Here is a 17,513-nt window from a genome sequence, read left to right as displayed (position 1 = left end):
AACCAGCGAGACATCTGCCGGGTTAACATCCGTCAGGATCAGGCGGTCAGTCTCTGAGTTCGAGCTGGCAAAGTCGTAGAACAAATCTTTTCCGTCACCGGTCGACCAGACAAATGTGTCATTGCCGTTTGTCGCAGTGAAGGTGCCTTGTCCGCCGCCATACAAACTATCGTCTCCGGTGCCACCCGAGAGCGTGTCGTCCCCACCTTTGCCCACCAGCGTATCATTGCCATCCAACCCATAAAGGTTGTCGCTATAGCCGGTGCCGTTCAGTGTGTTGTTGTTGGCATTGCCTTCGACAATCGTGTTGGCCAGGATGTCGTCCAGCGTCCAGATCGTGCCGTCTGCGAACTCGATCACCTCAACGCCGTAGCCTTTGGCGGGGTCCTCGAACCTTCGTGCAACATATAGTGTCTCGTCACTATTTGCACCGAAAATTACGACCTTTAGGGCATCAGCCCCGTTGACCCTTTCCAATCGAACATCCCCAAACGCAACGTCCGTTAGAACAAGTCGATCCACTTGCTCTGTTGTGGTCGCAAAATCCTGAATCCAGTCATTGCCATCTCCGCGCGACCACACATAGGTATCATTCCCGTTGTGAACCTGATGTGTGCTATCGCCACCCCGGAGTATGTCGTCACCGGTGCCACCGACAAGAACATCATCGCCGCGCTTGCCCTGAATAGTATCAGCACCCTCAAACCCGTAGAGCGTATCCTTGAACCCCCAACCATTCAGCGTGTTATTCGACGCAGTTCCACTAACGATCATCTCAGCGACCTCGCTGTTGAGCACTTCAACTCTGACACCGTCACTAAACTCGATGAATTCGATTCCACGCCCTTCCTGAGCAGAATAGAAGCGATTGTTGACCTCAATACTCTCCCCCGTGGGAATGATATCAATCATGAGGTCGTTGCCGTTTTTGGTCAGAGTAACCTCGGTTGATTTCACATCCGTCAGGCGGAGCGTATCGACATCCTGCAAGGAAGTAGCCGTGTCATTGATCACGTCGTTGCCATCGCCTTTGGACCAAAGATACAGGTCGTTGCCACTATCACCTTTCAGCGTATCGGCACCCAGACCGCCGACAAGAAGATCGTCTCCATTACCGCCGGAGATAGTGTCGGCTCCGCCAAATCCAAAGATATTGTCGTCGTAGCTGCCAATTCCGGTCAGCGTTTCTCCGCTATCGGTGCCTTCCAGAACCGTGCGGGACACGATACCATCTCGTGTCCACACGATACCGTCGCTGAACTCGATAAGCTCGAGACCAAAAAACTTGCCTGAGCTGTTGAACTGCTTGGACACCTCAATAATCTCATCGCCGCCTGGACCGGAGATGACAATCTTCAACTTGTCACTGCTTTGCTCCCGGATCAGCCGGACTTCGGAAGAGGCCACATCCGTCAAGATCAGGCGGTCCGTCTCCGTCTTTGAGGTCGCATTATCCACCAACTGGTCATTTCCGTCACCCCTGGACCAGATGTAGGTGTCGTCGCCATTTGTGCTGACCTCCGAAGTTCCACCGCCACGCAATGTATCATCGCCGGCACCGCCGATCAGGACGTCGTCACCGCCACGCCCTTCCAGCGTGTCATTCCCTTCCAAACCAAAGAGATTGTCGGTCTCATCAGCCACACCAATCAAGGTGTCATTCCCGGAGGTTCCGTCCATCGTCGTGTTCTTGATAATGTCGTCCAGTGTCCAAATGACCCCGTCGCTGAACACAAGTTTCTCAAGGCCACGACCTTGGCGATCCGCCGAATACTGATCATCGACGCGGATTTCTTCGCCGGTGCTATTGATCGTGATCACCAGATCCTGAGATGTGGATCCGATACGCGTGAGGGTCACATCTGTTGAGGCAACATCCGAGAACACAAGTTGGTCAACCTCGGTTGTGATCGAGGATTTCTCCGCCTCGTCGATACGATCATTCCCATCACCTTTGGACCAGTAATAGCTGTCGCTGCCTGCATTGCCCATGAGCGTATCGTCACCGAGGCCACCATGCAGATGATCATCACCTGCATTGCCATCAAGTGTGTCGTTGCCTTCAAGGCCATACATATTTTCGCCAAAACTGCCACCGCCGCTCAGCGTGTTGTTTCCGGCGTCACCAGTGAGGGATGTATTTTCGATGATATCGTCTTTTGTCCAGACAACCCCGTCACCGAAGTGAATCTCTTCAATTCCATACCCTTTGGTGATGCTTTCAAACTGTTGCCAGACGCGTATCGTTTCGTCGCCACCAGAGCCCGGAACAACAATGTAGAGTGACTTGTCGGCGGGGTCCCGGATGAGTTCAACTTCGGTAGAGTCTACATCTGTCAGGATCAAGCGGTCCACTTCTACAAGAGAACTGGCTTTATCCTTGATGAAGTCGTTCCCATCACCCCTGGACCAGACATAGGTGTCATTGCCATTGGATGAAACGAGGGTGTCGCTCCCGCCGCGGAGTTCATCGTCTCCGGCTCCACCAACAAGAACGTCACTTCCGCTTTTCCCATTGATTGTGTCATCACCAGCAAACCCGAAAATTTCGTCATTCTGGTCATTTTCGCCGGTCAAGGTCTCTGCAGCACTTGTACCATCCATGGTCACAGGCGAACTGATCGTTGTGGCTGCGTGGCCGTTACCAACGCTTTGGTGTTCAATACTCTGCGCCAGAGACGCAATGAACTGCGCTTTGCTCAGGTGACCGTTGTCGAGATTCTTTGACCAGGATTGCAACTCATCGGACGTCGGCAGGCGACCGAATGCATTCAGGAAGGCCTGATTTACAAACTCAGCTCCGGACAAGCCGTACAAACTGTTCGATGCAACGCCTTGAATACCACCTTCATACCCGAGCAATTTCGCGGCGATGTCATCCGGATTATCTACATCGTCCAAAAGCCGTTCGGACAGATACTCCAATTCGTATTCGGTCGCATCCCGATCATAGACAACATCCACAATGCTCTTGATCAAATTGGTAATATAAGCTTTGTCCAGGCTGCGCTCGAACTGGGCCGGGTTCAGCACCACATCAAAGTTGTTGGTTGAGAGATGCCCATTGCCGACAGCAATGTGCTCTGCTGACTGTGCCACGTCCCAAGCTAAGCCCTCTCTGGTCGTGGCTCCGCTGTCTAACTCCAGCAGGGCGTCATTCAACTCGTCTAGAGTCGGGGCTCTTCCTAAGGCGTTCATGGAAATCTGCGTTACGAATTCGGCATCGGTCAAGTTCCCGTACCGTGTCTGGAATTCGGCGGACTCGATCAAAGCGCGAGTCAGGCTAATCTTGCCGAGATGGCCATCGCTTACGTAATCAATGAGGGTTTCAAACTCCGTGAAGTCAGCATCACGGTCCAATACGGTATCAAAAATGCGCGCGGTCTCTTCCAGAACAAGCGCTTTCGAGGAAGCGTCCAGACGAACCTCTTTGGCAGAGGATCTATTCTGAACGCCATTCGACGTGTTTACTTTCCAGGACTTTTCAATCGTCCAGGTTTCAACGCCGAGCGCATCAACTTCATGAGAAACTATGACATGGGTTTTGCCAATTCCTGCCGCTACGCCGTCGTCCCAAGTGTAACTGCCATTTCCGAGAGAAGATTGGGTGATCGTCTGCTCGTTCCCGTTTCTCAAAATGGTCTGTGTCAAACCATCCGCTGAGGTGGTGGTGACGAACGTATTGGTCTCATAACCCGCCTCGTTGAACGCACGCTCGGTCACGACACGTTCCCCATCTGCGCGGATTTCCACCTCGGTCACCCGATCCGCAATGCCATTGCCATCGAAGTCTTCCGTCCGGGAGATCGAACGCCCGTCGCTACTGGTCGAAGTGCTTTGCATGGATCGCAATTCACCGTCGGCGTAGCGCGTCTCGCTTGTCACCGTTTGACTGCCATCATCATGCAGCGTGGTTTGATGTTGGGTCGTGCCATCAACAACGCCATCGCCGTCCAGATCGAAGCTTGACGAGGATGTCAGGCCATCGGCGGAAGCGGTTTGAACCTCATGATAGGTCGTCTGACCATCCATCCCGGTTTCCGTGTAGGTCGTGACCGTATTACCTTGCGCGTCATAGCTCACATCCGTGGTACGGGTGATGTCGATATCGCCATCCCCATCCACATCAACTTCCAACGATCGGTGCATGCCATTGGCAGATACTGTCGTCTCTACCTCGCTGTTGAGCGATGTGTTGCGGGAAAATTCGCGAATTGTTGTGGTGGTTGTGCCGTCTGCATCCACAGCAGAAACAGCCTCGCGTTCCTGGAAACCGTCTCCGTCCCGATCAGATAGAATGGTTTCTGTCAGACCATCTGCACTGACAGTGCGCACGTGAGAGCGCTCCAGTTCGATACCGGCGCCAAATTCTGACACCATCTCGGTTATGCTGCCATCGGAACCAAGCCGCACTGTCGTCAGCCTGTCGATGCCATCATCCCCGGAATAGTCTATCTCGGTTTGGGACTCCAAACCGTTTCCGCTGGTGACTGTCCTGATATCGGATTGGATATCGAAGGTTTCGTCGACCGTGACGTGTCGCGTGACAACATCGCCATTGGCATCAAACGTGGTCGTGCTGTCCGTTGTATAGTCGAACAACCCATCGCCATCGAGATCCAGTTGCGAAGTCGAAGACAGCCCATCATCATTGGTCGTATAAATCTCGGTGCCAAGGTTGATATTCCGACCATCGCGGTGCTCGACACTTCGTGTGACCGAACCATTTTCGGACAGCTCTGTGGTGTCTGTCACGACACGATCCACCTTGCCGTCGCCATTGCGATCAACTGAGAGAGTGGTGGTCAGCCCATCGCCGCTGACCGTTGTTGTGGTCGCGGCCTCAAGCCCGCCACCGGTCGAGAAGTATTGTGTATTTGTCGTTGCGGTTCCGCTGTCATCGACCTGTGTGACAGCCACCATGTCATCCACACCGTTTCCGTCGGCATCCACGGATTGCGTGACGGTCCGGCTATCAGCGCTGATCACGCTGGTGCTGGTGTTCAGCGTCGAGCCATCCGCTGCGGTTTGTGTGACCGTGGTGGTCTCGACCCCCGTCGCGCTTAGGTCATAGGTCTGAACTGTGGTGAGGTCATCATCGCCATCATTGTCCCAATCCTCGCTTGTGGTGGTGGTCCGGCCATCGGCAGAGGTTTCGACCTCGGTTGTTCTATAGACACTGCCAGCGGGCGCACTCTGCGTCACCACGCTGGTAGTTGATCCATCTGAGTTCAGCGTGGTTGTCCCAATCGTTTCACGCTCAAAGACACCATCCCCATCCGCGTCGTACCTGGTCGTTGTCTCCAAGCCGTTGTCACTGGTAACCGATACCATCTGGCTTTGGATCGAGCCGTCATTGTTCAACTCGGTTTCTGTGACCGACACAACGCCATCATCACCAATCACCTGGTGAACGCGCGTGTCCACCACGCCGTCGCCATCTTGGTCTGTGGTCTGCAGCACATTGCGTCCGTTATCGCTGGTTGTTGTGACGACCTGTGAGCGGAGCTCAGCCATTGGGCCGGTCACATCCTTGACCTGCGCCGTCACCGTGGTGCTGCCATCCGCGTTCAGGTTTGTGACCTGCGTTGTTGCGATATCAGCTGCCTGATTCCCGTCCGTGTCGGACAGCGTTTCAACCGTCAGCCCATCATCGCTGAGGATTGTCTCACCGCGCGTCAGCAATGTACCGTCTTCGGACCGCACATCCTCGGTTGTTTTCCGGGATCCATCGGCGCGCAGCTCGGTGGTCGAGGTCACCTCCCGCTCATAGCGGCCATCCCCATCGCTGTCCTCAGTGCTGGTCACCACCAGCCCGTCATCGCTGACCGTGGTGGCTGACTGGCTGCGCAGGCTGTCATTGCCGTTGCGAACCGTGCTGGTTGTTGTACGTCCGCCATCAGCATTCAGGACCGTGACCTGCTCCGCTTTTGTCTCTGCAGCACCATTGCCATCGACATCTGTCGTCACCGTTGCGGTCAGCCCGTCTGCGCTGACATCGGTCTGCTGGTGATAGATCGTCCCACCATCCGCAGTGTGGCGGGTTACGGTCTCTGTCATGCTGCCGTCGAGATGTTTTACCGACTGCAGAACACTATCCACCGACCCGTCGCCATTTCTGTCACTTGAGGTGACTGTATCGCGCCGATCCGCGCTTTGCGTGACGGTGGTGGTGCCCAACAGTGTTATCTCATCCCCCGCATAGGCGCTGTCCGTCATGGTGACGCTGCCATCCGCATTGGATGTCCGTACCGAGACAGATTTGCCATCCAGAGCGCCATCGCCGTCCACGTCCGAGAAAGTCGTGACAGTCAGCCCGTCCGCACTGGTGAACGTTTCTGCCTCACTGATCAGAGAGCCATCCTGCGCCTGCGCAGTGACTGTCCGTGCCGAGGAGCCATCGGCGTTTTCAACCGTGACATCGCTCACCACCCGGTCGATATCTCCATCCCCGTCGGAATCGAGGCTAGTCGTCACAACCAACCCATCCTCGCTAGAGACCGAGACCGACTGCGCGCTGAACGATCCATCCGCATTGCGGGTCCAGCTGGTTGTCGTCCGTTCGCCCGTTGTGCCGTCCACCGTGACGCTCCGGCTGAGATCCGTGGCCTGGAACGTGCCGTCTTGGTTGTGATCAATCCAGGTCTCGGAGCTGACCAGATCACTGCCCAGTGTCACCTTCAGCTGGCTGCGCACCGACCCGTCCGTATTGGTCTGTGTTGTCTCAGTCTCGCGGCTGCCATCGGCATGGATCGTGGTCGCCTCAACCGTGGTGAGGTCCACATCGGCATCGCCATCCGGATCAACCGACGACGACTTCGTCAGCGCATCCTCGGACTGGCCATGTGCGGTTGTGCTGCGCACCGAGCCGTCGCCATTCTTCACGGTTTGTATGGAATCCGTAGTTCCATCGGCATTGACGCTGATATCCAACTCTTCCTGAACATCCACATCGCCATCGCCATCCAGATCGCGGGATATGGTCTTGGTCTGTCCATCGGCCGAGACACTCTCAGTCACCGAGCTGCGCAGCGAGCCATCCTGGTTGAAATACTCAATGGTCTCGGAGCGACTGTCATCTGCGTTGATCACGATGCTATGGGTGATGGTCAGATCCACCATCCCATCGCCATCCTCGTCAATCGCATCGGTACGCACCAGCCCGTCGGCCGAAACCGTTTCTGTCGAGCTGCGGATCACCCCTCCGTTTGGATCGCGATCCGTGGTCACGATGGTCATGCTGTCATCGGCATGAGTTGTGCGGATCTCGGTCTGGTCATACCAGCCGCCGCCAGTGGAATCCCGCTCGATGGTCACCGTAGTCCCATCAGCGCTGGTGGTGGTCTTCGTCTCGCTCAGCAGAATGCCCGTGGCCAGGTCCGCGCCCAGCACATTGGTGACCGTTTCACTTTCGCTGCCATCGGGGTTGGCCACGGTCACGATGGTCTGCAACCGATCGACCACCCCGTCACCATTGGTGTCATAGCTGTTGGTGATCGAGGACCCATCCGCAGTCGTTACCGAGGTTACTACAAAGGCAATCGTGCCATCCGCCGCATAGCCCGTCTGCACATGGGTGCGCGTGCCATTCGCGTCAAAGCTCTCGCTCTCTTCGATCCGATGGCTGGCGGTCTCGCTGACCAGCGTCGTATCCGCCACCGTCCCGGTGCTGCCATCGGCATAGGTGAACGTCGTCTGGCCGGTAATGACCGAGCCATCGGGCAATTCGATATTGGTTGCATCCGCGGTCAGATCAATCGAGGTGATCCCCAGCTCGTCCAACGTCTTCGCCTCCAGCGAACCGTCCGCATTGGTGACCAGAACCTTGAAGTCCGCCCAGGCATCGTCATTGGCGTCAAAGACCCCATCGCCATTACTGTCAAACACCGACCGCAGCGCCTCAATATCGCTCGTCGCTGTCGGATCCCATTCGGTAAAGATATACTCCCGCGCCTCAGAGATCACCCCATCCCCGTCCGCGTCATAAAACAAAACCCCATTCCCAGCCGCAGCCCAAGCCGTCCGGTTCAACAGACCATCGCCAGAGGAGTCAACAAATACCGTCGAGTTCGAAAGCTCGGTGAGTTCGACGCCAGTGCCATCCAGGTCGAGGAGGATGGGATGGTCTTCACCAGACAGGCCTGTGCCAGAATTGTGCCCGCTTCGGCCAAAGTTGCCTGCGTGAGAATCTGATGTCACTGGGCTAGGTTCCCCAGTCTCTTCATTGAAGCTATAAACAGGTTTTCTGACTACGGTCCCATCGCGCAACCTTGTTTCGGAATACACTTGTTTAGGCGCATCATCATTGTAGCTTAACGAATTTATATCGATCCCTTTCGATTGTCCCTGGGTTAACGCGATAATTGGCGAAACCGGGGCAACAATAGGAGTTGGCACAGGTGGTGGGGGCGACAGAACACTTGGCGGAAACGAATAGCGTTGATCAAGCGGTAGCGCCTCATCAGGATGTCTCAGACGAAAATCAGATGGAAAAGATGGCGGCGGTGTGTCTAGGGTAAACTGAGTATCCGGTGCGGGGTCAGTCGGTCTCGTCGGCGGTGACGGAAAATTCGGATAGGTTTCAGGCCCGGGTACGCGAGTAGCCCCTGCAAGATAGCTCGGATCTCCAGGTTGGCCTCCGACAGCTGGATCATAATCGACCGGGAGGTTTCGGTCGACCGGTGGAGCACCCCAAGCCGGTGCATCTGGGAGATTTTCAAATACGGTCGAACCGCCGCTTGGTTTTGGGTAGTCCCCATCGGGAAGTCCAAACGATGATGCATCGGTGTGCCCGGAAGTAATCCTGTTGTGTTCGCCTTGCAGGTGAGTCCTATACTGATCGAGTTCCCCCCACCCGACATAAATTTCCTGCGGTTTTTCTCCAAGCGACTGCTTTTGAACCACATGAACTTTTTGGTGTGTGTCGCCAACGCTAATCCACTTGTCGCGAATATGTGTGAATGTTGTCGGGTTGACAGTGCCATCTGCGGTTATGGACTGGTAGCTGAAATTTCCGGTAAACGGACCGCGCATTGCAGCGGCATGGCCTGAAACAATGTCGTACATCGCTGTAGCAGCTTGATCACCTGCGACAGCGGCCGCAGTAGTACCCGTAAATGCAATGAGCCCAGTGGCGACAACCGGCGCGCCAGCAACGACCGCACCAGCCGCAATCACGGCTACAGCCGTAGATGCTAGTAGCCCCCCAGTATCTCCAATCGCATCACGAAAGTCATATGCTCCGTCGCGGGATTTCGAGTAGGCGCCTACGGCCGTACTTGCAAAAGGACCGCCGAGTTTGAAACGGCTTGGCGCGTACTCGTTAATTAGGCTTTCAACAGTTTGGCCACCCAGACTCCAGCCAAAATCGTCAGGATCCATGTGTCCTCCCTACTCAAATTAATTTGGTGTTTTATGTTACTTGTTTGAATTGCGTTTGTGCCTTGCGAACTCCCAAAACATGGCGCAAATCCCAATAGGTAAAACGAAATAAATCGAGAAATCAGCTACCTTTGAGTAACTCGAATCGTAGTAGCTTTCGGGGTGCAGAAACTTCCAAACAATGACTGGGCTAGCTACAGCCAAAAGCCTGAGAGGCACCGAATTGAAATGGCAGAACTCGCGAAATAGAGCAAAGAAGCTTTGATCTTCATTTTGTAGCGACAGTTTTGTTATCTATCCTCATCAATAGTGCAATGCAGCGGGAGATTCAGCCTGCACGGTAGTATGAGGCTGAATTTCTCTGTCTAGTTGACTATTGTCAACTTGTTTTTCGTTCCCTATCCAATGATTAGCCCCACTTGAGTGGTCCGGTTTGATTGTTGTCGCATTGCCGGGCACTGGTCCATCGGGATGTGCGTTTCCGGAGCCTGTGGGCGATAGCGCAGGGCGCTGCATTGCTAATATGGTGCCGCTACACCCCGTAAGTTCACACCTTTTAGGCGGCGTGATCAATCGCTTCAGTGACAGATCTTCAGTGCCTGTCTGTACGCCCGATCCCGTCTCTCCCGCCACCGCCGCGTAAACGTCGCACGATCCATCCCCAGTTTCCTTGCCGCTTCGGAGTGGTTCCGTCCCACCCCTTCGAAGACCTCAGCCAACTCCTCATCTAAGGGATGCTTCGATCGGCGCCCCATATGAGCCAGATATCCCAACTTGCGCCTCTGCTCCTATATCCACTTGGCATTAACCCCATGCTTCCGTGCGATCTGGACATCCGTACGTTCCGCCTCAAAATCCTTCTTCAGCAGCGCATCAAAATCAAACCCAAACCGCTCAAGCAACGCAGCCCGCCGGGCAGGGAAGGCCTCCCTCAGCTCACGCAGCCACCGTTACAATCAACTATGGAGATTACTGCCGTGAGACCGAAACATTACTTCCCGAGTTTTCACAATACCCCACTGCGCGCCTAACGATGGATTCAAGCAGTGAGTCCCTTACGGCATTTTTGTTCAACAAAGTTCCAAAAGAACAAGCTAAACACCGTAATATTGGGATTCTAAAGGGAACATACTTCTTATATGATTTCGAGATTCGCACCCCAATTTTGGTAGATTCTTGTCGTATGATTCATTCGTACGAACCTCTGAAACTCTGGTACCGATGACCTCGGATAAAAACTTTGCTAGTTCAGCTGCGTTTTCCAAGCGAAAGATGTGGTCTACCATCAACTCCCCGTTTGAACCCGCGGCACGCGCCTCTAGGCTAAGTGGCGAAAGGTTTTCCACCGATATCCAGCTCGGCCCGAGCTCCAACCATTCCTTTCGTATAGCAAGCTTGCCAGTACATACCCACGTTTCAAAATCAAGCGGTGCTGAAGCATCCCAGCCATTTGTGAAGGTGTATCGGCACAAAATATCTGGTTTGAAATATTTCCAATATGACCAGAGCATCTCGATTGGATCACGAACTGTAATTATGAAAGATAACTTTGAAACATCGTGCCTCCGTTCACACAGATATTGGGCAAGAAATGGACCTGTGATATGAGGATGCAGCGATGGAAGCTGCCCGGCAGTATCAACGGCAATATCCCCAGGGGCAAGGTGAGGGTCGATCATGCGACGGAGACTAGTTGACCCACATCTTGGTTTGGACAACGCGACAAGATTCTTCGACAGCAAAGCTCTCATGATTTACCGGGAAAAATGCTACTAGGTCGATACAATTCCAGTGGCACGCCGACACTCCTAAGTTTCACGATTTTTAGGTACTCTGTAGCAATAGCAGACCGAGCAAGCAAGTTTTTGCAATGCTTTGACAATTTCACTGGCAAAGACAAATGGCATCGAGAGAAAGATAACAGAGTACCGAGTGTGTCAGCCACGCTCATCCCATCGTGGGTAACCATAGACATCAAAATCACGGGAGAAAAGTTCATTAACCAAATCTACGTGTTCCTTGGCATAAAACCGCTTCAATTTTTCGTCAGCTTTAGTTGGGCTGAATCCGACATCCGCTTGCGTTGGAAATTCGAAATCTGCACCCATTTGGTGTAAGGCGATTTTTGCGTCGTGGGCCATATTCTCGAAACGACCTAGAAAATCAATCTTAACAGTTGGATGCTGCAAAATTTCACACTGCGGTGTCCAGTGTTCATCGTTTGCATAAAACGATCCCTTCCTCTTCGCTTTAATCCATTCCAAGAACGTAAGAAAATTGACCGTATTCGGAGCGTAGATGTAATTTGCAATCCTGGCCCGGAAACCTTTTGGCCTATCGAATCTTTCAAACCTGATAACATCATCGAAAACTAAGTCGAAATAGTCTTTGCTTTTGGGTGAATCTATTCGTCTATTAATGCTATCAAACTTGTTCAAATAGGCCGAAAGTATGCGAGAATATGGATCGCGAACAAATGCTATTTTCTTGACATCTTCGTTGCTCAGCACTTCGAAATCTTCTTTGACTGTTCTGTCAAGAAAGTGAAACCCCGATTTCTCTCTATTGTGCGCTATGTCCTTTCGATTAAAGTCTTCATGCCCCATTAGCCTTCGAAGAACAATTTTCCAATTCGTGCATGCAACTTTCGGCACATAGCCAAAAGCAATTTTTTTACTTTCCAAGTAAATAAAATTCTCATGAACTCTTGAGTTCATTCTACCCTTCCGCTTGCTCCTTAGCATGACATTAACCTATAGGCGGGTGAAGGCTCTTCAAATTTAATGCGTTTCTTCCGGTTTTCAGCTAACATTATTCAAACGCTTCCTTCTTCTCTGCACCCTCCAAAGATCATTCCAATAGGAGAAACGCCAAGGTGAACATAGTGCGACAAACCACCATTTACGCTGTTCTTTGACAATCTTGAGTTCATATTTCTTACTTCTATACCGCTTCGGCAAATAAAAGTAGATATCTCGCGAAGCGTTTACCGGTATTGATGAACCTCTCAATATTATGTCTTCCAAACGCGCAATTTTTTTTAGGTTCATTTCCACTATTGAAGGATGCACGTAGTCGACAAGGCTTGACAGATTATTTTCCGCTTGAATTTCTTTGTTTCGAGCAAAAACAACGGTGCTTTGCATTGTATCCCAATCGCTGAAACTTTCATTCCAGACTGCGGGTCGAATAGGGTCGAAAAGACAAAAATTCTCAACGAGAAATAAAATTCCCCAAAAGCTTGGCCATGAAATCATCAGGCTTTCGTTCAGTTGAAACGAATTCGGTTTAGGTGTAAAAACAACAAAGTTGGCGTATTTTGCTATGGCTTCTACACTTCTCTGAGCTTCGTATAGTGAGTCTGCTGGAACTCCAGCAGTTACATGAATTACTCTATGTGAAGGATCAAATTCGCCTTGTTGGGAAACTACTTCATCCAATTGATCAAATGTTGCGATGGCAACGTTGGCAAACCCTGCTTTTTGGTACGCCTCAGACCATTCAACAGGCTTGTGTCCTTCAATGATTACAACTGAAGTCGAGCGAACGGGCCGCATCGACATAACTTGCTCTAGGGCAATGTCTCTTACTTTTGCATCACTCATTTGGAAACCATGGCTGGAGAGGGCACTGCTCGGATTCTGAATCTGGCTGCCTTGGGAAAGTATTTCGCGCGCCTGGAAGGGTCAAAAATCCACTCCCGAAATCTCAAGCATTTGGTTGACAGAAAAATAATGGGCCACTTCAGTAAATGAACTCCAACTGCTGCCTAGCAATATGGGCGCGCGGGCAAGCAACAGCATATCTGCAAGCCCGTAAACTAGTTGATCCTCTGATCGGCTGTAGTCGGTTCTAGGGAGCCAAACCGCATTGTCTGAGTATTTTGAAACGAAGGTCTCATATGCCTCTGCGTTGTCTGAAGCGAGGAATATACTGAGACTGCTGGATTCCATTAAAAGAGAATCCAATCTCTTAAAAAAGTATCCATAGTGAGACCTGTCTCTGGCCCGCCTAATCATTTCCTCTTCGGACTTTGTCCAATCACCGGGAACATCTTCTTCCTGGCGTTTCGTAGCACCCCCACTCATTCGGATGTGAACTGAGACATCATTCGGGGACCGTACGGAATCAATAAGCTCTTGAACTCGGACAGCGGGCTTTAGAGCGCGGAGAAATTTCCTCTCTTGATCGATCGTTTTGTGGTCGCCAATTATTCGGTACGCCGACTTCACAATGACATCTTGTGCCTTGTGAATTTTAGGCTTTGATAAAAAAGAATGCCTGACTGATTTGTCCATCAAATCCAGCTTTAGGGCGTTATCATAGTTTTCATTTAGATCGCTTTCAACTGCACCTTCGAATTCGAATAAGCTGGAAAAATTACAATCACAGTGTTCATCCCGTATCCACCGAATGACGAGTTCGCGTGAGGTCGCTTCAGCGTAAACTGCAGCCGATCCAATTGCCCTCAAACGGTTTCCCAAACCGTGCTGCGCATCGATTATCAGTTTTGGCCGGGAGTTGATGTGCTTTTGCGGTTGCGGTATCGACACCAGGTTCTCATTGTCTGACGAAATAGACCAAATTGCGTCATTGAGATCCAGAGTCGCCAATGCATCGTCCACAGACGATAACGGAGCGGTAATAACCGACGACCCCAATCTGGATTCCAGGGCTTGAATAGCGGCTTCTGCGCGTTCGGTTCGTGATCCAATCAGAGATGGATTTACGCCGAATGGTTGGCTTCTCCGTACTGTCGTCATGGCCTTGGCTTCTGTCAGCGAATTGAACTTGGACATAGGAGTGGAGATGTCCCACGGGGATGCTGATGTCGCCAGAATTTTGTTCAATTTAATCCAGAATATGGGAAGTGCCTCAATTTCATCCCATGCACACAAAAACTCCTTCTGGGAAGGTGCAACACGTCCGATATCCTCATGATCGATATGGCGGATTGTTTGTGATGCTACATCTTGCCTTGGAACACCCGATTGCGTGAGGCGTTCATAAAGATCATCGTCATCCCAACCGTATGTAACAATCCGTTCGTTGAAACCGTTGACGGCAAGTAGTTGATCTCGACCAACGGCAAAAAGCCCGTTCACATGTGATTGTCCTTCGGCTGCGGATGTCCAGTTTCCTGCAATCAAGAGTTCTTCGGCTAAATCGTTTTCTTCGAAAAATGTCGAGCTGAGCAGCACATCGCTGTCTACTTTGAGAATTATTGACCTGGAGGTCGCTCGAAATCCAAGGTTGTAAGCGTGCGAAAGTATCCAACTCCCTTCGTCTTCAACTCTTACTATTCGCACCCTCGGATCTTCAATGCCAGCGTCTCTCAACGTGACAGAAACCGGATACGTAGAAGACCAATCAACTATGACAACTTCGTCGACTTCATCATGGGCTAGCCAAGTCGGAATCGTTTCGGTTAAATGTGCGTTTCTATTCATGCAGCATGTAACCAATGAAACACCCTTTTGAACGCCGCAGTTGGTCACAAATCCTTTGTTAGAAGATGCCACTCTTGGCAGTTCATTTCGTAGTTCGGGGCGCTGAAGTAGTCCGACAAAAGTCGATGCAATATCTTCTCTGGACTTAGAATTCCTTTTTGACAGTTGAGTGCGAACCATACTTTGAAAGACAGCTCTTGCGTCTGACGGTTTATCCTTTAGAGACGCCTGAAGAGTATCCAATTTTATTTTTGAAGTATTCATTTCGCTTTCCGCGCATAGTCCAACATAAATTCGCACTGAATGTCATTTATTGGTATTTTGACATTATGTAAATTTTGTAGCTGCCCCGACTGCGGATCTTGCAAACTAACCCACAACCCCGAAGCTCTTGCTGGCACCTATCGAACTCTAGCGAGCTTTACAATACACCTGCAAGACTATGTTTGGTTCTGTCAGGCTGTGTTGCATGGATCATGACTTAGGGTCAGGACTCATAGCCAGTAGATAACGAGTGCTGCGAGGGCGATGGCTGACAGGAAGACCTTCGGGCATCTGTCGTATCGCGTTGCGACACGCCGCCAATCCTTCAACCTGCCGAACATGATCTCGATCCGGTTGCGGTTTTTGTAGCGGCGCTTGTCGTACTTTACCAGTTTTTTCCGTTGCTTCCGTCCAGGGATGCAGGCGCGTATCCCTTTGTCTTTCAATGCTTCCCTGAACCAGTCGGCATCATATCCGCGGTCCCCGAGCAGCCAATCGACGTCCGGCAGGCTGCTCAGCAATGCTCGTGCACCGATGTAATCGCTGACCTGACCGGCGGTGACGAACAGGTTGAGTGGACGCCCCCGGCTGTCACAGATGGCATGCAACTTGGTGTTCATGCCGCCGTTGGTGCGGCCGATCAGGCGTCCACGCCCCCTTTTTTAACGCCCAAACTGGTCGCGGTACGGTGGGCCTTCAAGTAGGTGGCGTCGATCATCACGGTCTTCTCTTCGCCGTGTTCGGCAGCCAGACCTGCCATCATCTGGGCGAAGATGCCTTTGTCGCTCCACCGCTTCCAGCGGTTATAGAGCGTCTTGTGCGGGCCATAGGTCGACGGGGCGTCGCGCCATCTCAACCCATTGCGATTAATAAAGATAATCCCACTCAACACACGTTGGTCATCGACGCGGGGCTTGCCATGCGACTTCGGGAAGAAGGGTTCAAGACGCGCCATCTGCGCGTCCGTAAGCCAGAAAAGATCAGACATGTTCACCGCTCGTTTTCAAACCGTGAATCACGCCGCTGGACAAAAATCAATGGGTCTTGACCCTAGGCGAGTTTACCCATTACTCCATCACTTCAGATGACGCGCTCATACATCGCACGACCGAGACCTGTCATGCGGTTGAGCGCTTTTGCCGCTACTTTCGTTTCGGCGATTTGACGGCCAAAATCACGCGCTTGCAGGCCATCACCTATAACCTGTTTCCATCTGCCGATTTGAGCTTCAACCTGTGATCGCTGGTTGATCCCGGTTCGATGTATGCCGTGCTGGCGCCGAAAGCGGCAATCCAGTCCCGAACGGCCCGTGCAACAAACTCAGGGCCGTTGTCTGAACGGATATAGGACGGTGTGCCTCGCAGGATGAACAAGTCGGTCAGAGCATCGATGACATCGATGGAATTTAGCTTCCGCTTGACCCTGATCGTTAGGTCGTGTTGATGAAAGGGATTCACAGCGACCTCTGATCGTTATTCAAGCCGGTATCTGCGATGGAGGCCAGCTTGGCACGAAGTCTAATGCCGGACGAGGAGTGGGCGTTCTTTGAACGGTTCATCCTTTCGGTCCGTGCCCCGAACGGGCGCAAACCTACCAATCATCGCCTTGTTCTTGATGGTGTTTTCTGGATTGCGTGTACAGGTGCCCCGCGGCGAGACTTGCCTGAGAAGTTTGGGAAGTGGTCGAGTGTCTACCGACAGTTCCGGCGCTGGACTCTCGCGGGGCTCTGGGAACAGATTCTGGAAGCCTTGACCGGGAGCAAGATCGTTCCTGACGCTCTTCAAATGGTCGACAGTACAGTGGTTCGTGCCCATCATCCATTGCCCGGCAGGGCATTGCGCCAGCAATGTCCCGAGAGGGAGGCAGCGGTCGCAAAAGGGGGACTCCGCAACAGGGTTTTGGCCGCTCAAAAGGCGGCTTCACGACCAAGACCCACCTCCGGGTAAATGCCGCTGGGCTGCCGATGAGAACGGACATCACACCCGGCCAGACATCGGACTATCTTGGATTTGATCGGGTCATGCACGACAACCTGCCAGAGCCAGTCGTGCTGCTAGCTGACAAAGGTTACGACGCCGACCGTATTCGCGCCGAACTGCAAAACCGAAGCATTCGACCGGTGATCCCAATGCGAAAGTCCCGAAAGAGGCGCGTTGGTTTGGATTGGCATCTCTACCGGCTGAGGAACCTGGCCGAGAGATGCTTCAACAAACTGAAGAATGCTCGGCGTGTGGCAACCCGCTATGATAAGACAGCCGAAAGCTTCCTTGGCTTCGCAGATATCATTTCGATCCGCCTCTGGATCCGCCATTTGTCAACATGACCTAGACTGACCTGAAAACTTTGCAAAGTCCGCTTTCCTGCGCATTGCTGCCATCTGTCGTGCTCGATGTTGCAAGCGCAGCGAAAGTCCGATTT

6 protein-coding genes and 2 pseudogenes are annotated in these 17,513 nt (G+C 52.3%); 1 reads left to right on the top strand and 7 read right to left on the bottom strand.

Translation table 11 applies throughout. The features are described from left to right. The 7 genes and pseudogenes from AC2FIC_RS12325 to AC2FIC_RS12295 form a co-directional block, all read right to left on the bottom strand. On the bottom strand, nt 1-8,199 hold an 8,199-nt coding region (locus AC2FIC_RS12325), incomplete at its 3' end, for an SPM autocatalytic domain-containing protein (protein WP_496870176.1). A 2,276-nt stretch (nt 8,200-10,475) separates the two neighbouring features. Continuing rightward, nucleotides 10,476-11,060 (bottom strand): hypothetical protein, encoded by a 585-nt coding sequence (locus AC2FIC_RS12320; protein ID WP_496693062.1) that lies wholly within the window; start codon nt 11,058-11,060, stop codon nt 10,476-10,478. A 258-nt stretch (nt 11,061-11,318) separates the two neighbouring features. After that, entirely contained in the window at nt 11,319-12,098 is a 780-nt protein-coding gene (locus tag AC2FIC_RS12315) for a sulfotransferase family protein (protein WP_282021688.1), read from the bottom strand. Between the two features lie 84 nt (nt 12,099-12,182). Further along, a complete protein-coding gene (locus AC2FIC_RS12310) occupies nt 12,183-12,986 on the bottom strand; it encodes a hypothetical protein (protein WP_282021687.1) in 804 nt (267 codons plus the stop codon). An 81-nt stretch (nt 12,987-13,067) separates the two neighbouring features. After that, a complete protein-coding gene (locus AC2FIC_RS12305; protein ID WP_496693061.1) occupies nt 13,068-15,095 on the bottom strand; it encodes a galactosyltransferase-related protein in 2,028 nt (675 codons plus the stop codon). 230 nt (nt 15,096-15,325) lie between these two features. Then, a protein-coding gene (locus tag AC2FIC_RS12300) for an IS5 family transposase (protein WP_496693060.1) occupies nt 15,326-16,083 on the bottom strand; the annotation gives its coding sequence in 2 pieces (ribosomal slippage) (nt 15,326-15,747 and nt 15,747-16,083; 759 coding nt in all). A 259-nt stretch (nt 16,084-16,342) separates the two neighbouring features. Then, nucleotides 16,343-16,528, bottom strand: a pseudogene (locus AC2FIC_RS12295) (DDE-type integrase/transposase/recombinase); the annotation flags it as partial. A 60-nt stretch (nt 16,529-16,588) separates the two neighbouring features. On the opposite strand from AC2FIC_RS12295, the pseudogene AC2FIC_RS12290 reads away from it, so the two are divergent. Next, nucleotides 16,589-17,418 (top strand): annotated as a pseudogene (locus tag AC2FIC_RS12290) (IS5 family transposase). Nucleotides 17,419-17,513: the final 95 nt, after the last annotated feature.

This window comes from Ruegeria sp. CDSC079, from assembly GCF_059610505.1.
The sequence above is the reverse complement of the archived record's forward strand: the minus strand, read 5'-3'. Positions and strand labels throughout refer to the sequence as shown.